Below are 17,697 nucleotides of genomic sequence, written 5' to 3' on the forward strand. Positions count from 1 at the left end.
GCCCAGCATTCGACCAGGGGAGGACCCCATGGGAATCAGCTCAGCACTCGGCCCGGCGCACGAGATCGCCCTGTCATCCGGCCGCATCCGCTATCACGACACCGGCACCGGATCGCCGGTGGTGTTCGTCCACGGACTGCTCGTCAACGCCGATCTGTGGCGCGGCGTGGTGCCCGGCCTCGCCGCCGCCGGACACCGCTGTCTCACGCCCGACTGGCCGCTCGGTTCGCATTCGATCCCGGTGCCCGCCGCCGACCTCTCGCCCACCGGCCTCGCGGATCTCATCGCCGAGTTCCTCGACGCGCTCGACCTCACCGACGTCACGATCGTCGCCAACGACACCGGCGGCGCGCTCACCCAGATCCTGATGACGCGCAGACCCGAACGGATCGGCCGCGTCGTCCTGGCCGCCGTCGACTGCTACGAAACGTTCCCGCCGCGGCCCTTCGCGGATCTGCTGAAGGTGGCGAAGGTTCCCGGCGTGATCCGCCCGCTGCTGGCGCCGATGCGGTTCAGGTTCATCCAGCGCCTGCCACTCGGATTCGGGTTGGTCACCAAACACGATCTGCCGCAAGACATCGCGCAGTCCTATCTGCGACCCGCCCGGCGCAGCGCCGCCATCCGCGACGATCTGCGCAGGTTCGCGGCCGGCGTCGACAAGCGATTCACCTCGGCCGCCGCCGCACGCTTCGCCGAGGTCGACCTGCCGGTGCTCGTCGTCTGGTCGACCGAGGACAAACTGTTCCCGATGACGCTGGCCGAACGCCTGGTCACCGACCTACCCCGGGCGACCCTGCGCACCATCGACAATTCCTACACCTTCATCCCCGAGGACCGGCCGGAGTTGCTCACCGAACTGATCGTGGAGTTCACTCGGCTCCATGCAGCGCCGTAGCCAGGAGGATCGCTCCCGCACCACCCGAGCCGCGCTCGAGCGGGCAGGCCGTAGCCTGTTCGCCGAGCGCGGCTTCGCCGGTACCTCGGCCGAACAGCTGGTGGCCGCCGCCGGTGTCACCCGCGGCGCCCTGCACCATCACTACGGCGACAAGCGCGGACTGTTCCTCGCTGTGCTCGAACAGATCGAGACCGAGGCCACCGCGGAGATCGAGACCGCCGTCGCCGCTGTCGACCGCGCCGACGTCATCGGTGGCATGACCGCTGGTCTGGCGCGGTTCCTCGATATCTGCGCCCGCCCGGAAATGCTGCGCATCGTGCTGATGGACGCCCCCACCGTCCTTGGCTGGCCCGCCTTCCGCGAATTCGAGGCGCGCCACGGACTCGGCCTCATCACCGCCGAACTACAACGCGCCACCGACGCGGGCCTGATCCCGGTCACTCCGGTCCCGGTACTCGCGCAACTACTGCTCAGCGCCATCACCGAAGCCTCGCTCATCGTCGCCCACGCCGACGACCCCGACCGCGCCCGCGTCGAAACCCAGCAGTCGCTGCTGCTGCTCATCGCCGGTCTGCTCCAGTCCTGATCCGTGTCCGTGACCGTGGTGTCGGGCCCGCATGGAAGACTGGGCGCGTGCGGTTGTATCGGGATGAGGCAGTGGTGGTTCGCCAGCACAAGCTGGGCGAGGCCGATCGCATTGTCACGCTCCTGACCAGGCAGCATGGACTCGTCCGGGCGGTGGCGAAGGGGGTGCGGCGCACCAAGTCGAAGTTCGGGGCGCGGCTCGAGCCGTTCTCCTACATCGACGTGCAATTGCACCCGGGCCGCACACTCGACATCGTCACCCAGGTGATCACCGTGGAGGCCTTCGCCGCCGACATCATCGACGACTACGGCCGCTACACCACCGCGTGCGCGATCCTCGAAACCGCCGAACGCCTCGCGGGCGAAGAACGCGCGCCCGCCCCGAAACTGCACGTCCTCACCGCGGGTGCCCTGCGCGCGATCGCCGCCAAGCAGCGCCCCCACGAACTGATCCTTGACGCATACCTGTTGCGCGCCATGGGTTTCGCCGGTTGGGCACCCGCGCTCGACGAATGCGCCCGCTGCGCCACCCCGGGCCCGCACCGCGCCTTCCACGTGGCAGCGGGCGGCGCGGTCTGTGTGCACTGTCGCCCGCCGGGTGCGAGCACGCCGGTCACCGGGGTGCTCGATCTGCTCGTCGCCCTGTTGAAGGGGGAGTGGGCCTACATCGACAGCGTCCCCGACAATGTCCGCCGCCAGGCCAGCGGTCTCGTCGCCGCCCATCTGCAGTGGCATCTGGAACGTCAGCTGCGCACGCTGCCGTTGATCGAGCGGTCCCGCATCGCAGCGGATCGGTCCGACGACGCTGTCGTCGGCCGGGTCGGCTGACCAGGCCGAAGGCCCCACCCAGCGCTCACCTCCGCGAGCCGGTCGCAGCGCGCGCGGCCCACTCGATGCCCACGAGTAGCTCGACCGGCGACCGGTCCGCCGGTCAACCCGGAGCCCGTGCAACCCGCACCCGGCGATCAGGCAGGATGGATGCCGTGATCCTGCGTCGTGACTCTTCTCCCGCGAGCAAGGACGGCACCCGCACCGTGCGCCCGCCGTCCCAGCATCCCTCCGGCGCGCGCCCGCCCGCGATCCCGCCGGAGCTCGTGCCCAACCATGTCGCGCTGGTGATGGACGGCAACGGTCGCTGGGCCCAGGAGCGTGGCCTGCCGCGCACCGCCGGGCACGAACGCGGCGAGGCCGTGCTCATGGACTCCGTGGAAGGCTGCATCGAGATCGGCGTCAAGTGGCTGTCGGCCTACGCCTTCTCCACCGAGAACTGGCGCCGCAGCCCCGACGAGGTGCGCTTCCTGATGGGCTTCAACCGCGACGTGATCCGCCGCCGCCGCGACGAGATGCACGAGATGGGTGTGCGCGTGCGCTGGGCAGGCCGCCGGCCTCGCCTGTGGCGCAGCGTGATCAAGGAACTCGAGGTGGCCGAAGAGCTCACCAAGGACAACGACGTGATGACGCTGACCATGTGCGTCAACTACGGCGGCCGGGCCGAAATCGCTGACGCCGCAAGGGAAATCGCGCGCCGGGTGGCCGCGGGCGAGATCGACCCGGAGAAGGTCGACGAAGCCACCGTCGCGAAATACCTCGACGAACCCGATATGCCCGATGTCGACCTGTTCCTTCGCCCCTCCGGCGAGTTCCGCAGCTCGAACTTCCTGATCTGGCAGGCCGCCTACGCCGAATTCGTCTACCAGGACACGCTTTTCCCCGACTTCGACCGGCGTAACCTGTGGGACGCGTGCCTGGAATACGCCAAGCGCGACCGTCGCTTCGGTGGCGCCAAATGAGCGACAGTCACGACGGAGCCGACATGGATGCGCTACTCACCCCCGAACTCGACCTGCAGGCCCGCGCCGGCGCCTGCCTGCAGATGCAGGACATCGAAGTCCGCGTCGACGCCGACCGGTCGCTGGGTTTCGAATACGACGGCGCCCTGTGCTCGATCCGCGCCGTCACCCTCGCCCCCGGCCTCACCGTGCTGTCGCTGACCAGCGTGCTGGCCTGGGATCGTCCGCTCAAGGCTGCCCTGCACAAGCGCGTCGCCGAGCGCAACAACGAGATCCAGTTCGGTTCGGTCACCCTGATCGCCCGTGGCCAGCTGGGCGACGTGATCCTGCGCTACACCTTCCCCGCCGAAGGCCTGGACGACGGCGCCCTCACCACCATGCTGCTGCTGGCCCTGTCCGGCGCGAGCCGAGCCCGTCAGGGCTTGCTCGCGCCGTAGCGCGTCAGTTGCTGGGCTTCCAGGTGATCTTGCCGCCCTGGAAATCCTGGGCCTTGCCGCCCTGGTAGTCGTATTCGTCGCTGGTCGGGTAGCCGTAGCGGCCGCCCTCGGCGCCCGCGCGGATCCAGTCGGCCTGGATGCTGCCCCACACCGCGTGCGCGCCGGTCTTCGACGTCCAGTAGATGGCGCCGGTCGGGAACATCGTGAACTGGCCGTCGCCCTTGCCCGCCGCGGAGACATCGGTGAGCGGGAACCCGAGTGGGCTCGACTCCCAGCCAAGCGCTGCCCACTTGTCGCGAATCGGGCCGCTGATCTGGTGCGCGCCGGTGCCGATGGACCAGTAGATCGAGCCCTTCTGGAAGTGGTTGAAGCGACCGCCCACCGCGGACTCTTCGCGGGTGACCGGGTAGCCGAGCTGGCCTGACTCGTTGCCGACCTGGGCGAATTTGTCGCGGATCTGGCCGGCGACGGTGTTGGCGTTGGTGTCGGGGTGCCAGTAGATGGCCGCGTTGTTGGCGAAGGTCTGGTACTTGCCGCCCGCCGCCGCATCGGCTTCCGGGGACGTGGGGTCGCCCAGCGCCGGGCCGCCCGCCTGGTCGTACTCGATCTCGATCGCGCCGCCCACCTCGAATCCACCGATCATCCTGGCCTGCGCGGAGCCTGCCATGGCGGCGGGCAGCGCGGCCGCCACGGTGACGGTCGCCAAGGCGGCCAGACCGCGCGATCGAAGGTTTCGACGGTGAATTGTCACAGGTAACTCCCTGGTCGGATCGATATTCAACGATGTCCGGCGCTCGGGACCCCCTCCGGTGCCGCACCCGAACCTACCCGTTGGACGCCGGTGGCAACAGTGTCATTGCTCACCCTGGGTGGTGGTGTGGCGGTCCCGGCAGCATGATCGCGAGACCGCGGGCGAAATCGTCCGGCTCGACGTCCCCGAGCAGCAGATGCTGCAGGATGAACCCGGGCAGCAAGCCGATGAGCGTCTTGGCGATCGCATCGGAATCAGTACCCGGCGGCAGCCAGCCGGATTCGCACAACCGGTCCGCGTACTCGAACCACAGCTCACGCATCGACGCTATGGCGTGGCGGACCGGGACCGCGGTCTCGTCCGAGACCAATGCCAGTGCCCATGCCTGCGGGGCGAGCCGCAGCGGTCCGTCGGGCCCACTGCGCCTGACGATCTCGGTGGTCAGCAGCCGGATGACTTCCGCTGGGGGAGGGGGTGTTTCGCTGCGGACGATCTCGGCGAGCCGCACGCGCAACGGTCCCATCGTGCGGTGCACGAGCGCGCCGATGATCTCGTTCTTGCTGGTGAAGTATCGGTAGACCGCGCCCGCCGACATCTGCGATTCGGCGAACACGTCCTGCATCGAGGTCTCGTGAAAGCCCTTCCGGGCGAAGCACAGCTGCGCGGCGTCGAGGATCTGCTGCCTGCGGCGTTCCAGGTGTTCTTCGCTGACTCGGGGCATGGGTCAAAAGTAAAACGAATGTCCGTTCTTGACAAGCGGCGGTGGGTGGTGTCACGGTAGAAACGTCAAAAAGAACGAACATTCGCTTTAAGGGGAGAAACCGCCATGACGATCACCCGCCGAGCAGTAGCTCTGGGGCTCGCGGCCACCGCGATCCAGGCGCTGATGCTGATCGCCTTCGCCTGGCCTACCGTCAATATCGCCCCGCGCGACCTGCCGATCGCCGTCGCGGGACCCGCCTCTGCCCAGGTCGCCCAGCAACTGCAGCAGCGCGATCCCGGCGCCTTCGAGATCACCACCGTCGCCGATGCGACCGCGGCGCGAAATGCGCTGGCCGACAGGGAAATCTACGGCGCCATCGTCACCGGCAACGGCGCACCACAGGTCATGGTCGCCTCTGCCGCGGCACCCGCCGTCGCCCAGCAACTCACCGCCGTCGCCCAACAGCTCAGCGGCCTCCCCGCCGCCGCGGTCCAAGACGTGATCGCCACCGACCCCGACGACCCCCGCGGCGCAGGCTTCGGTTCGATGGTCCTCCCGCTGGTCATGTCCGGCATCGCCGCAGGCGTCCTGCTCACCCTCCTGATCCCAGTCTTCGGCGCCCGCCTCGCGGGCCTGACCACCTTCGCCATCGCAGGCGGCCTCCTGAGCACCCTGGTCTTCCACACCTGGCTCTCGATCCTCCCCGGCTCCTACCTTGAACTAGCCGCCATCGCCGGCCTCGCCTCCTTCGCCGTCTCCGCCACCGTCGTCGGCCTCGCCGCCGCCATCGGCCGCCCCGGCATCGGCCTCGGCGCCCTCACCATGCTCCTGATCGGCAACCCCTTCTCCGCCGCCACCTCAGCCCCCGAACTCCTGCCCCAGCCCTGGGGAACCCTCGGCCAACTCCTCCCACCCGGCGCCGCCGCATCCCTACTCCGCTCGGTCGCCTACTTCGACGGTGCAGGTGCCATCGCCCCGCTGACGGTCCTGATCGCTTGGGGTGCAGGTGGTCTCGCCCTCCTCGGCCTCGGTGCGGTGCGCTCCCGCCAGGTGGCCACACCTATCGCAGCTAATGAACCAGTGGGCGTTCCCGCCTGACTCTCGACGCAAAGATGCTCCGCACGACCGCCTGTCGTGCGGAGCATCTTTGTCGGCCCGGTCGGACCCTACGGGGTGATCGCGGTGACGCCAGGCAGGTCGGCGAACTTGGCTTTCGTATCCAGGGATACGACCGTGCGACCCGATTCCGCCGCGTGCGCCGCGATGATCAGATCGTGGGCGCCGCGCGGCTTCCCGGATCGGCGGACATGCGCGAGTAGCTGTGCGTGGCGAGTGGCAGTCTGGTCGGTGTACTCGAGAATGTCGATGTCGTCGAGGAGAACGGCAAGGCGCCGCGAACGCTGTGCCGCACGCTCCGCCGTATCGGCGAGTTCGATGCCGACGCGGAACTCAGCGACTGTCACTGCCGCTATCGCCAATTCGTCGTTGTCATAAGCTGCGCGATCGATGGTCCCACGTTCATAAGCGATCAACACTCCGGTGTCGAGGATCAGTCGTCGCCCCATGGGTCCTCCAGCTCATCGGTAACCATGGCGAGCGCCTCGTTGATGTCGGTAGCGAAATCGTCGTCGAAGGGCGGTGTGTCGGACTCCTCCAGCGCGCGCCGAAGGGTCAGACCGGTCTTCTTGATCGGCGGAGAGACGGTCGCAACCGTCCGCCCATGGCGGACGATACGGATCGTCTCACCGTGTTCGGCGCGGCTCAGAACGGCCGAGAAGTTTCTGGATGCCTCGGCGGCAGACATCGTGGTCATTAATTCAGATTATCTGAATTTGTCTGATCCGGCTAGGTCAACTATCGCGGGCAGGGTCGTGAGAGTTATGTGAAATCTCATTCTCAACCTTGGAACGTCATCGCTGGTTCGTTACGGTGGCTACGGAATGGTGTCCGAGGGGAGGGTGTCAGCGGACATGTCTGTTGTCGTTGTCGATTCTGCGCGGTTGAAGTCGGAGATCGCGGCGTTCTACGCGGGGTTCGGAGTGCCCAGCGAGTTGACGGCGGCGTTCGAGTCGTCGGCGTTGTTGGTGCCGTTGGTCGGCCCGGAGGACCGGGTGTTCACGGTGGAGTCCGCCGGTATGGCGTGGTTGTGCGTGTTCACCGGGGTCGAGGAGTACGCGCGATTCATGACCGCCCGCGGTGTCCTCGCCGACCAGTCCTACCGCTTTCATACCTTCCTGGGACGTCGTCTGCGTGAGTTCGCCGCAGCACAACCTGACCCGACCGGTGTTGCCGTCGACATGCTGAGTGCGGCGCCGATGTCGTTCCCGCCGGAATTGTCCGAGGAGCCGTCGGCTGACGGTGGGCGTGGCTGATGGCGGATTTGAATATCGATCCTGCCCTGTTGACTCAGGCGGCGACCGGTATCAACGGCATCATCAGCGAGCTGTCTGAGCTCGGTGTCGGTGAGACCGGTGCGGTCGGGCGCGGATTCGCCCAGCTGACGATGTCGGCGATGGAGGCGGGGAAGGTCAACGTTCAAACCTGCTTCGAGACCTTCACCGAACGCTGGTCGTGGGGTGTGCGGGCGCTGGTTCAGTCGGGCAACGAGATCGCCCAGGTCCTGGACCTGTCGGCGGGCCGCTACCACGAGATGGACGAGCAGTTCTCGAACACGTTCAAGCAGATGTTCACCCATCTGGCGGGCAACCCGCACCTGAGCAAGGCCGATATCGAGGCGATGGACTGGGGCCAGGTCTGGGACAACAGCAACTTCAACACGGTCACGAACCCGCAGTACAGCGCGGAATCATTCGGTGACGCTTTCTCTCATATGCGCGACAACGTGTCGATGTTGGGCCAGGTCGGACAGTACTTGGCCTCCGATGACGTCCCGGAACAAGACAGCCTCGGTGACATGTTCCTGGCCGATACGGGCGCGGCAGCGAAGGCTGCCGAGATCCAACAAGCACAACAAGCAGCTCGTGGGGGGGAAATAGTTCGTGGGTATCGGGGACTTCGTCAACAGCCTCGGCGACAAGATCGAAGACGGGCTCGAGACGGCCACCGAGAAGGTCGGCCAGGCCTACAACACTGTTCTCGACGCCGAGTCCAAGGTCGCGAAAGCTGTTGGCGCTGACGGGCTATCGAACTGGCTCGACGATCTCGGCGACAAGGTCGTCGACGCGACCGGTGGCGCGGTGCCGGAGAAGGAACTCGGCGAAACCACCGATCCGAAAGAGCTGATCCGAGGCGACCCCGCCAAGATCACCGAGGTCGCCGGGCATCTGGGCAAGATCGGAACCGGAATCGACCAAACCGGTGACGCGTTGCGCAAGATCGACGTCGCGGATTGGTCCGGTGACGCGTCGTCGGCATTCCATGAGGAGTTCGCGAAACAGCCGAAGCTGTGGTGGGACGGCGCCGACGCGATGGGCAAAGCCAAAACCGCGTTGGACGCCTGGTTCCACGAGGTCACCGCAGCCCAAGCCAAAGCCTCGGACGCGATCGCGAAATGGGAGGCCGCTGACCGCGAGGAGCGCGACCGCAAGAACGGCTGGAACGCTCAAACCGACGACCAGCGCAAAGGTAAGAACCTCACGGATACGTGGACCGATATCCGCAACGAGGCACGCGCGATCCTCAATGGTGCTCGCACCCAACGCGATAACGCCGCCAACACCGCAGTGTCGGCAATCACCGCGGCGACCGAAACCGCGCCGACGGAACCACCGTTCCTGTCGCGGTGGGGCAGTAACTTCGACGACTTGAACGCCGCGCTGGAGCATGCGCAAACCAACTTCGTGTCCGGGTTGCTGACCTCGCTGACGGGCATGGTGCAGTTCGTGCGGTCGATCAGCCCGGTCGATGCTTACAACATCACCCATCCGGCCGAGTACCTGTCGAAGATGTCGGACCTGAGCACCGGGATGGTGCTCGCCGCGGCGGACCCGAAAGCGACCGCATCGGCGATGCTCGCGGGGTTCAAAACCAACCCATCCGAAGCGTTGGGCGCGCTGACCGGTGATGCGCTGACCACGCTGGCCACCGGCGGGGCTGGTGGCGCGGCGAAAGCTGCCGCTACTGTGGCGAATCGGGCCGACGATGTCATCGGAGCAGGCAATACCGGGCGCACCGTTCTCGACAATGCCGCGGGTGCCGCGGGCAGAAATGCGCCTGAGTCGCCCAGCGCCCCGACCTCGCCTACCCAGCCTGCGAGCGTGCCGGACAGTCCGTCGTCGCCGGGCACGAATCCCGCAGGGAACACTGGTGATTCGCCCGCGCCGAATCCGCCGGCCGCCACACCCGATGTGCCGGCGAACCCGGGCGGGAACGGGGGAGAGGCATCGCCGACCAACCCGGCCGCTACCCCGTCGGACACGCCTAACCCGAATCCCGAATCGGCGCCCGAGACCCCGCGAAATCCGGACACCGATTCCGCGGCCCCGAGCAACGGTTCACCAGAGTCGCCGGAGAACACGCCGTCGCCGAACGGCACCGATGATTCATCGGGCAAGCCTGCCCCCGATACCGATGGTGGCAGCCCGAGTCCGAGCCCGGACTCTCCGTCACCGGACGGCGACAACTCCACCCCTGACCAGCATGACGGCACGCCGACCCACCACGACGGTGACAACGGACCAGCCGACCCAGAATCCGGGAAACCGACACCCGACCCGGACAACAGCGGCAACCCTGAAGGGGACGGAACCAGCCCAGGCGCCCACGATAGCGACCCCGCTACACCCGATCAGAACGCTGCTCCCGAACCCCGCGCTCAAACCGACAGCGGGGCAAACGGCCAGGACAGTGTCGGCGACACCGCCCAGCAGGATCCACCGAAGACCGATTCCACCCGGGACCAAACCGAGGAGGGCGGCGATCCGGTCAACCTCGCCACCGGCGAATTCCTACTACCGCTAACCGATCTCGACCTGCCAGGCATCCTCCGCCTGGCTCTGAAGCGGGCCCACCACTCCAACTATCGGTTCGGCCGTTGGTTCGGGCCCTCTTGGTCAGCCACCCTCGACATGCGCGTTGTCGTCGAAGCTGACTGCGTGACAGTCGTTTTCGAAGACGGCATGCTGTTGGCCTACCCGCACGCCGAAGTCGGCGTAGGGGTCGAGCCAATCGCCGGAGGTCAACGGTGGAAGCTGACGCGGACTGAAGTCGGTGGCTACCGGCTCTGGGATCCCGACCGAGAACTGGTGTGGCACTTCGCCCCCGAACCAGTCCTCGACGGCCTGGACGCGCTGCTGGGCAATTTCGCGATCTCTGCGATTGCCGACCGCCACCACAACCGGATCAGGTTCCACTACAACACCAACGGCGACCCGACCGAGGTCACCCACTCCGGTGGCTACCGTGTTGTGCTCGACTCGGCCAACGGCCGCGTGACCGCGATCTCGGTCGCGGGCGAAGCAAATGGCTTCGAAACCCTCACCCGCGTCCGTGAATTCGGCTACGAGCACGGCGAGCTGACCACCGTGGTCAACGGCGTCGGCGGCACCACTCGGTTCGCCTACGACGAACACCACCGCATGCTGTCGTGGACCGATTCCAACGGCACCTGGGTCGCCAACACCTACGACGAATCCGGGCGCGTCATCGCCCAACGCGGCCTCGACGGGGTAATGAACGCCGACTTCGAATACCTCGAACTAGGCAACGGCACCGGCCGCCTCACCCGACTCACCAATTCCCGCGGCGGCGTCACCGGCTACGGCTTCGACAACGACCTTCGCCTGCGCGACTTCCGCAACGCCGACGGCGGCCACCGCCACATTGACTACAACGCAGCACGCAAACCACTCGCCGTGACCGAACCTGATGGCGCGGTCACCCGGTACACGTACACCGAAGACGGTGATGTCGCGACGATCACCCGTCCCGACGGCAGCGACATCCGCATTGAATACGCGTACAGCAACCGGCCCACCACGATCACCAATCCTGATGGCACAACCGCGATTCGGGAATGGGACAAGGCGGGCGACCTCGTCGCTGTCACCGACCCCGGAGGCGCGCGAACCGAATACACCCACGACGCGTGCGGCGCAGTCATCGAAGTCCGTGATCCTGACGGTGCCGTCACCCACGTCGGCGTCGATCCCGCCGGTCTCCCCGTCACGGTGACCGACCCCTACGGTGCGACTACGACCATCCGCCGAGACCAGTTCGGCCGTCCTGCTGAGGTCACCGACGCGCTCGGGCACACCACCCGCTACGAGTGGAACCCCGAAGGACGACCAGCTCGTCGAGTCGACCCCGACGGCTTCGCTGAATCCTGGACCTACGACGGCGAAAACAACCTCCTCACCCACACCAACCGCATCGGTGGCGTCACCACCTACACCTACGGCATTTTCGACAAGGTCGCTACTCGGACCGAACCCGACGGCTCGACTACCCGCTACCTGTACAACACCGAACGCCAACTGACAGCGGTCATCAACCCGCTCGGCCAGCGCTGGACCTACGACTATGACCTCGCCGGTCGTTTGGTCTCGGAAACTGATTACACCGGCGCCACAACCACATATACCCACGCTGTCACGGGACGCATCGCCACCGTCACCCCCGCAACCGGGATCACCCGCCACCACCGCCACGACATCCTCGGCAACCTCACCTCCATCACCGCCGACTCCGGCGAATACCTCGCCTATACCCACGACCCGCCGGACGCATCCTCACCGCGATCAACGGCACTGATGAAACCCTCACCCACACTCTCAAATTCACCTACACCCCCACCGGGCAAGTCGCCACCCAAACGCTCGACGACCAACCTCCGATGGTCAACGACTACGATCACCGCGGTCGACGAGTGCGCCGAACCACCCCTTCAGGTGCGGTCACTACCTGGCGCCACAACGTACTCGGCCAAGTTACGGCGTTGGACGCCGATGGCGCCGACATCTCGTTCAACCACGACCGCGCAGGTCGCCTCATTGGTTGGCGCATCGGCGAAGTCCAAATCGACCGAGCCTTCACCAGCAACGGCAACATCGCCACGCAGGAAGTCACTGGATTCCCTACCGCGACCTTCTCTCTCGACTTCGGCGACACTCCGATCGCGCGGCCTGATCCGTTCACGATCCGCCGCGACGACTACACATACCGCCCCGACGGCTATCTAACCGACCACATCACAACCCGCCCCGACACTGGCCAATCCCGCGCCACGTACGCCCTCGACCCCATCGGTCGTGCCAACACCATCACCCGTGATGCTGAGGTCGCCGAAGCCTATGAATACGACCCCCTCTCCAACATCACCGCCAGCCTCCCCTCTCCGACCAGGAACCCACCGCCCGCGCAATCCCAGCGGGTGTCCATGGAAGGCCGCGAGTACCACAACAATCTCCTCGTTCGAGATGGCCGCAACCACTACTACTACGACCCTGCTGGCTGGCTCATCCGAAAAGTCACGACACGAATCTCCCGTAAACCAGCAGTCTGGCACTATCGGTACAACGCGTTCGATCAGCTGACCGATGTGTACACGCCCGAAGGTGAATGGTGGTGCTACAACTACGATGCTCATGCGCGCAGGGTGGGCAAAGCGCGACTGGACACCACCACGCAGGAAGTAATTCAGCAGACGTCCTATGTGTATGAGGCGACTTGTCTAATTGAGGAGTCTCAAAAGGACTCGGTGACCTGCTGGCACTATATTCCTGGGACGCTGACCCCTGCGGCCCAGTCTGTGAAGCAGATGTCGGTGGCTGTATCTTCCATTGTCGTTACCGACCTCACCGGATGCCCAGATGAACTAATTAACCCGCACACTGCTGAACGTCAAGGAATGTCCAAGCGAACCCTCTGGGGGCGCAACCTCTGGACTGGTGCAACAAGTACACCTCTTCGGTATCATGGACAATACGAGGATGCCGAATCGAGTTTACATCATAACAGTTTTCGAACGTACGACCCGGAAACAGGCAGATTTCTCACTGCCGACCCACTTGGACTCGCTCCAGCTCCAAATCCTCACTCCTACCCACACAACCCAACAAAGTGGTCGGACCCGCTGGGGCTTACTCCAGAATATCGTGAATTTGCACACGGAACGTCCCTGGACAACGCGAACAATATCGTAAACAACGGGCTCGATGCCAATGCCGGGCAAGCAGCTACACATGGAGGATTAATGAGCCGACCAGGATCATTCTTTACACATGAAGTCGCAGGTGGAGACTCTCCCGGATTTCAGTCAGCATACGAATGGGGCCTTCGCGTGGACCCCAATTCCCCCTCTACCGTAATCGTGGGAAGGATTCCTGAAAACGTCTACCAGCAACTGCTCGAAAGAGGGCACGTCGAGGTGCGAGCAGTAGGTGAAGGGGTTCCTGATGAGACGATATTCCATCCGCGATCGTTTGAAACACTGAACGCGACGTTGGAATGGATTGCAAAGGTGACGCCATAATGTCTTCCAAGAGCTACGAGTACTCCGCCTCCAACATCAAAAAGACAACCTGGGGAAGCGTCAGGGACATGGGCGATGGTTGCTGGGAGACTGTTTGGCAGCTCACCTTTAAGGCGGCACACCCGCTTGGCGACGTGGACGTTTTTCGCAGTAGTGACGGCAGTTTTTCTGCCGAGCTTCGTATGGTTGGCAGTGCAAACGGGGAACTTCGGGTGACTACCAACAACGACGCAATGGACGCAGAGAACTACCCGCATACATACACATGCTTTAGAATTATCAATGACGAATACGGCGAAATTGAAACAATAGAGACTCACCCAAAAGAATGGTATCCACCTTTCAGGAACCGAGGTAATACGGGTTAGGTCCTGTCTCTCGATCGGATTTCCAGGTCAAGACGGTTATAAACTGTCGGGACGGTCATCGTATTCGCAGTGGAGGAGACTGCCGGTGATCGGCATCAGGTTCTGGCGGATAGCCAGTGAGAACTTCTGAAGCTGCTGTTACCAATATTCTATGTTCAAATTCTGTGATAGACCGGCGTGCCAGCCGAAAAGGCGCTCCGCTGTTACTGGTTGGTCGTGATGGCGTGTGGCATCCAGGATCATGTCGACGACACCGTCGACTCTGCGATCAGAGGGGGTTGTTGCGCCGATGTCGACGCCGAGTCGGCGGGCGATGGACGATCTGACCGATGCCACATCGAGCAACTCGCCCTCGACGGCGCTCGATTGCACGACGTCGGTGGTGAGCGCGTCCAACTCGACCTTGTCTTGCGTGGCATCGTCGGCGTCCATGAGGCGGCCGTGCAGGCGGCCCTGTGCGAGCGCGACGGCCTCGGTGGGCTTGGCGAGCAGGGCGGCATCGTAGGTGTAGTGCGGCCAGTCGGCGGACTCCCAGATATACCTACGGCTCGTCATGCAGTGAAAGTAGCGTCTATTCGCTGCAGAATCTGAAGCGAATAATCCGAATGTCGGTCAGAATCCGGTTCAGTCAGGGCTTCGGGAGATGATTCGAGCTGATGGAACGGCTGCGGCGAGTTGGCGGATGTCGTCGGGATCCGAGGTGATCACCAGTCCGCCGCCGTAACGAGCGCACAGTGCGACGACGTGGGCGTCGGCGAGGTACCGGCTGCCGACCTGTGCGCCGTGCAATATCGCGCCGACGAGTCGGGCCATGTCGAAGTCGGTGGGCACGATGGCCACGGGTCGTTGCCATGGGTGGTCATGGGGTTTGCGGGAAACCAGCGTCTCGACCCGGCGAGTTCGGGCAACACCCCGGCATACTTCCGCGCAGATGACGGCGGGCACAAGCACCTCACAGTGCTGACAGCCCATCCGAATCGAGAACGACTGGTCACGAGGTCTCGCGCCGTTCGCTCGCTGCGTCGAGCTCATCGAATGCCGCTGCGGCGTCTCGCATATCCGCGTCGGAAACAGGACCGGACTCGTCATCCCACCCGTCGAGGAGATCGCCCAGGGCGGCGTTGTGTGTAATCCGTTCGACGTGCTCGGTCAATGCGGCGTTGACCACCGCGGACACATGCGCGTCGCCGAGTTTGCGCGCCTGCTCGACCACCTCTTGATCAACGGTCACTGTGATCTTACTTTTGGCCATATAAGTATCGTGCCCGTCTGGTCGGCTGGATGGCATCGAACTTCAGGCGGGGAATTCCTGGTGGTAGCGCTGGGCTCGGGTGAGCATTCGGTGGATGCCGGCGATCATGCGGTCGGTGGGGAGGGGTTCGGCGATGATGGGGTCGCCGGTTTTCACGTAGTAGCGGCCGTCGGGGTAGTCCATCCACCAGAAGGTGCGGGTGGGGGTGGGGCGGGCGTCGAGGGCTGGGCCGGAGAGGGCGGAGATTTCGCCGAAGGCTTGGCGGGGGCGGTGGAAGATGCGGTTGAGTTGTTCGGCGGAGCTGAGGCGGCTCGCGCGGTATTCGAAGTGGTCTTCTTCGGCGGCCAGCTGTTCGCGGCTTACCTCGACCGGGGGCTTCTTGCCGGGTTTGGTGCGGGGGAGGGCGGCGACCGTCAGGGCTGCTACCTGGATGGGGGTGCAGTAGGTCAGGGTGACATTGGCGCCCGTGTCCTCGGCGGTGCCCGGCGCTTGTTGCAGGGTGGCGCCGACTTCGCCGCGGATCGCACCGTGGAAACGGATGATGGCCGAATCATCCTGTCCGACATAGCCTTTGGACTCGACTCTGGCTTCGGGGTCGAGCAGGACGGTGATGGCGCGTTCGATCGCGGGATCGTACTTGCCGAGCAGGCTCTCCACGGCTGCCTCGCGATGCCGCTTCAGTTCGTCGAATTCGACGATGTCGGTGCGGTATTGGAGGGGGTAGGGGAGACGGTCGCGGCCGTAGCCGGACCAGAGGATGTCGAATTCGGTGCCGGTGAATTCAGCTCGGTGCACTGTCGTTGTCTCCGCCGATCACTGGGGGTACGGTCCGGATCTCGTTCGTGCCGAGCAGGAGCTCGCCGTTCTCCTGGGTGATCAGGTAGTCGGGGATGCCTTTGGTGCGTTCGTCGTCCGAGCTGCCGCGCGCGCCGGGCGCGCCCATGCCGCCCATTCCCGCGGCACCGCGACCACCGGCCGCGGGCGTGCCCGCGCGAGTGCCCGCCGCGGCGGCCGCGGCTGCGGCGGGACTGCCCGGCGTGGTCTTTCCCGGGGTGACAGGGCCGCCCGCGGAGCCGCCGCGCCCGCCGGTGGCGCCGGCCCCACCGCCGGTGGAGCCGCCTCGGCCGGCCGCGGACCCGCCGCCGGGTCGACCCGTGCTCGGGGTGCCAACGCCGGGCGTGGATGTCGCCGGAGTACCTGTGGTGGGAGTCGAGGTGGTCGGTGTGCTGGATTGTGGTGCGGCAGTGGAGCTTTGCGGGGTGGTCGAGGCAGCCTCGGTGGATTGCGGGGTGGTGGAGCCCGGTTCGGAGTTCGGTTCCTCAGTGGTTGTGTCGTCTCCTGGGGTGCCGGTCGACGGGTTCCCGGTCGTCGTGCCGCCGTTCGAACCAACTTGGGAGCCACCGGTATTCGTATCGCCGTTGGTACCAGGGCCGCCGCTGTCGCCACTGGCGATCGTCGGTGCGGTGGGCAGGAAGGGGACGCCGACGTCGGTTTGGCCCGCGACCTGGCTGTAGACCGACCGCAGGATCCGGCGCGCCTCCTGGGTGGCCTCTTCGCGGTTGTGGTCGTCGACCTTCATCACGCCGTCGGCGGGCAAGGACTTGCCGGTGACGTTGGCGCGTTCGGTGAGACCAGGCATCAAGGCTTGGGTCTGTTCGAGTCCGGTGCGCATCTCGTTCAGCTTCAGGCTGATCGCGGTTGCGGCCTGGGAGAGTGGAATCGATTGCTGCGCATAGTTGTTCACGGCGGCAACCGCTGCGGAAGCGGCCGCGCCTGTCCACCCACTGTGGCCGCCGGCCCCGGTGACTGTGCGTGCGAACTGCTGGTTGAATCCGGTGAACGTGCCCATCAGCGCGCCGCCGATATTCGCCCATGCCGTGACCGCATCATCGACCATCTGCGGTTTCATCGCCGCCACCGCCGCCTGCATCTGCTCGAGCGACATGCTGTCGTAGTTGTCGGGGGTGGTGATGTGCGGAGGTTGGGTATCGCCGTCGAAAATCGTGGAGTAGTTGCCCGATCGCTGCCGGTCGTAGATCTTGGCCCGCTCGGTATTCCACTGCTCCTGCGCGGCGATCACCTTGCTCTTGTAATCCTCGTAGGTCACACATGTTCTCCTGTCGCGGAGATCTTGGCGCCGGTCGCTTGATCCTGGGCGACGAAGTTCGCAATCGCCTTGGCAACAACCTCTTTCGCCGTCTGGACGGACTCGATGTGCTTCTTGAGGACCTCGTCCAGTGGGCGATCGCCGCCTGATGCTGTCAGCGAGAATTTCCGTTCCAGCGTCTGGCTCGAGTTGAACGAGCCGAAGCCGGCGATATTGCGGACCTGAAGAACCTGGGCAAAGACCTCTTCCAGTCGCTCCAAGTGGTCATCGCAAACTCTGTCGAGATCCTTGCCGATTTCGGGATCGAGCGAAAGTTGACCGGCTTCAGCTTGGACCAACAGCTGACTCCACTCGCCAGGGTCGATGCTCAACAGCATT

21 protein-coding genes are annotated in these 17,697 nt (G+C 65.1%); 11 read left to right on the top strand and 10 right to left on the bottom strand.

Translation table 11 applies throughout. The features are described 5' to 3' along the window. Positions 1-28 precede the first annotated feature (28 nt). The 5 genes from ACWZHB_RS02390 (at position 29) to ACWZHB_RS02410 (ending at position 3,707) form a co-directional block, all read left to right on the top strand. Positions 29-895 carry an alpha/beta fold hydrolase gene (locus ACWZHB_RS02390; protein WP_427906296.1) on the top strand — a complete coding sequence of 289 codons (867 nt, stop codon included), beginning with the start codon at positions 29-31 and terminating at the stop codon, positions 893-895. After that, positions 882-1,481 carry a TetR/AcrR family transcriptional regulator gene (locus tag ACWZHB_RS02395; protein ID WP_427906297.1) on the top strand — a complete coding sequence of 200 codons (600 nt, stop codon included), beginning with the start codon at positions 882-884 and terminating at the stop codon, positions 1,479-1,481. The genes ACWZHB_RS02390 and ACWZHB_RS02395 overlap by 14 nt, the downstream gene beginning before the upstream one ends. 47 nt (positions 1,482-1,528) lie before the next feature. After that, the gene (gene recO / locus ACWZHB_RS02400; RefSeq protein WP_427906298.1) at positions 1,529-2,308 is read left to right on the top strand and encodes a DNA repair protein RecO; all 780 of its coding nucleotides are present in this window, start codon (positions 1,529-1,531) and stop codon (positions 2,306-2,308) included. 146 nt (positions 2,309-2,454) lie between these two features. Next, the gene (locus ACWZHB_RS02405) at positions 2,455-3,270 is read left to right on the top strand and encodes an isoprenyl transferase (RefSeq protein WP_378637531.1); all 816 of its coding nucleotides are present in this window, start codon (positions 2,455-2,457) and stop codon (positions 3,268-3,270) included. 83 nt (positions 3,271-3,353) lie between these two features. Beyond that, a complete protein-coding gene (locus ACWZHB_RS02410) occupies positions 3,354-3,707 on the top strand; it encodes a YbjN domain-containing protein (RefSeq protein ID WP_235569852.1) in 354 nt (117 codons plus the stop codon). Between the two features lie 4 nt (positions 3,708-3,711). Here the strand turns inward: ACWZHB_RS02410 and ACWZHB_RS02415 are convergent, their stop codons facing one another. Together ACWZHB_RS02415 and ACWZHB_RS02420 are read right to left on the bottom strand one after the other, a co-directional pair. After that, entirely contained in the window at positions 3,712-4,458 is a 747-nt protein-coding gene (locus tag ACWZHB_RS02415; RefSeq protein WP_427906299.1) for an LGFP repeat-containing protein, read from the bottom strand. Positions 4,459-4,567: 109 nt separating this feature from the next. After that, the gene (locus ACWZHB_RS02420) at positions 4,568-5,179 is read right to left on the bottom strand and encodes a TetR/AcrR family transcriptional regulator (RefSeq protein ID WP_427906300.1); all 612 of its coding nucleotides are present in this window, start codon (positions 5,177-5,179) and stop codon (positions 4,568-4,570) included. Between the two features lie 105 nt (positions 5,180-5,284). Between ACWZHB_RS02420 and ACWZHB_RS02425 the strand changes: the two genes are divergently transcribed. Next, the gene (locus ACWZHB_RS02425; protein ID WP_427906301.1) at positions 5,285-6,259 is read left to right on the top strand and encodes a hypothetical protein; all 975 of its coding nucleotides are present in this window, start codon (positions 5,285-5,287) and stop codon (positions 6,257-6,259) included. 68 nt (positions 6,260-6,327) lie between these two features. Here the strand turns inward: ACWZHB_RS02425 and ACWZHB_RS02430 are convergent, their stop codons facing one another. Beyond that, positions 6,328-6,726, bottom strand: a complete 399-nt coding sequence (locus ACWZHB_RS02430) for a PIN domain-containing protein (RefSeq protein ID WP_427906302.1) — start codon at positions 6,724-6,726, stop codon at positions 6,328-6,330. Then, positions 6,711-6,974 carry a type II toxin-antitoxin system Phd/YefM family antitoxin gene (locus tag ACWZHB_RS02435; protein ID WP_427906303.1) on the bottom strand — a complete coding sequence of 88 codons (264 nt, stop codon included), beginning with the start codon at positions 6,972-6,974 and terminating at the stop codon, positions 6,711-6,713. The genes ACWZHB_RS02430 and ACWZHB_RS02435 overlap by 16 nt, the downstream gene beginning before the upstream one ends. A 157-nt stretch (positions 6,975-7,131) precedes the next feature. Between ACWZHB_RS02435 and ACWZHB_RS02440 the strand changes: the two genes are divergently transcribed. The 5 genes from ACWZHB_RS02440 to ACWZHB_RS02460 all read left to right on the top strand — a co-directional run bounded on the left by ACWZHB_RS02440 (position 7,132) and on the right by ACWZHB_RS02460 (position 13,960). Beyond that, positions 7,132-7,533, top strand: coding sequence for an SseB family protein (locus tag ACWZHB_RS02440; protein WP_427906304.1), 402 nt, complete (start codon positions 7,132-7,134; stop codon positions 7,531-7,533). Beyond that, entirely contained in the window at positions 7,533-8,297 is a 765-nt protein-coding gene (locus tag ACWZHB_RS02445) for a hypothetical protein (protein ID WP_427906305.1), read from the top strand. The genes ACWZHB_RS02440 and ACWZHB_RS02445 overlap by 1 nt, the downstream gene beginning before the upstream one ends. Continuing rightward, positions 8,200-12,300 carry a putative T7SS-secreted protein gene (locus ACWZHB_RS02450; RefSeq protein WP_427909056.1) on the top strand — a complete coding sequence of 1,367 codons (4,101 nt, stop codon included), beginning with the start codon at positions 8,200-8,202 and terminating at the stop codon, positions 12,298-12,300. The genes ACWZHB_RS02445 and ACWZHB_RS02450 overlap by 98 nt, the downstream gene beginning before the upstream one ends. A gap of 197 nt (positions 12,301-12,497) precedes the next feature. After that, the gene (locus ACWZHB_RS02455) at positions 12,498-13,592 is read left to right on the top strand and encodes an RHS repeat-associated core domain-containing protein (RefSeq protein WP_427906306.1); all 1,095 of its coding nucleotides are present in this window, start codon (positions 12,498-12,500) and stop codon (positions 13,590-13,592) included. After that, the gene (locus ACWZHB_RS02460; RefSeq protein ID WP_427906307.1) at positions 13,592-13,960 is read left to right on the top strand and encodes a hypothetical protein; all 369 of its coding nucleotides are present in this window, start codon (positions 13,592-13,594) and stop codon (positions 13,958-13,960) included. Before ACWZHB_RS02455 ends, ACWZHB_RS02460 begins: the two co-directional genes overlap by 1 nt. A 138-nt stretch (positions 13,961-14,098) precedes the next feature. Here ACWZHB_RS02460 and ACWZHB_RS02465 read toward each other — a convergent pair whose 3' ends face one another. The 6 genes from ACWZHB_RS02465 to ACWZHB_RS02490 form a co-directional block, all read right to left on the bottom strand. Continuing rightward, positions 14,099-14,515 carry a DUF4172 domain-containing protein gene (locus ACWZHB_RS02465; protein WP_427906308.1) on the bottom strand — a complete coding sequence of 139 codons (417 nt, stop codon included), beginning with the start codon at positions 14,513-14,515 and terminating at the stop codon, positions 14,099-14,101. 69 nt (positions 14,516-14,584) lie between these two features. After that, entirely contained in the window at positions 14,585-15,049 is a 465-nt protein-coding gene (locus ACWZHB_RS02470) for a PIN domain-containing protein (protein WP_427906309.1), read from the bottom strand. Beyond that, the gene (locus ACWZHB_RS02475) at positions 14,952-15,212 is read right to left on the bottom strand and encodes a type II toxin-antitoxin system CcdA family antitoxin (protein ID WP_427906310.1); all 261 of its coding nucleotides are present in this window, start codon (positions 15,210-15,212) and stop codon (positions 14,952-14,954) included. The genes ACWZHB_RS02470 and ACWZHB_RS02475 overlap by 98 nt, the downstream gene beginning before the upstream one ends. A 42-nt stretch (positions 15,213-15,254) precedes the next feature. Continuing rightward, complete coding sequence (locus ACWZHB_RS02480) at positions 15,255-16,007, bottom strand: ESX secretion-associated protein EspG (RefSeq protein WP_427906311.1); 753 nt, start codon at positions 16,005-16,007, stop codon at positions 15,255-15,257. Next, complete coding sequence (locus ACWZHB_RS02485) at positions 15,994-17,319, bottom strand: hypothetical protein (protein WP_427906312.1); 1,326 nt, start codon at positions 17,317-17,319, stop codon at positions 15,994-15,996. The genes ACWZHB_RS02480 and ACWZHB_RS02485 overlap by 14 nt, the downstream gene beginning before the upstream one ends. Then, positions 17,316-17,696, bottom strand: a complete 381-nt coding sequence (locus ACWZHB_RS02490; RefSeq protein ID WP_427906313.1) for a hypothetical protein — start codon at positions 17,694-17,696, stop codon at positions 17,316-17,318. Before ACWZHB_RS02490 ends, ACWZHB_RS02485 begins: the two co-directional genes overlap by 4 nt. Position 17,697: the final 1 nt, after the last annotated feature.

It is taken from the genome of Nocardia sp. FBN12 (assembly GCF_054031145.1).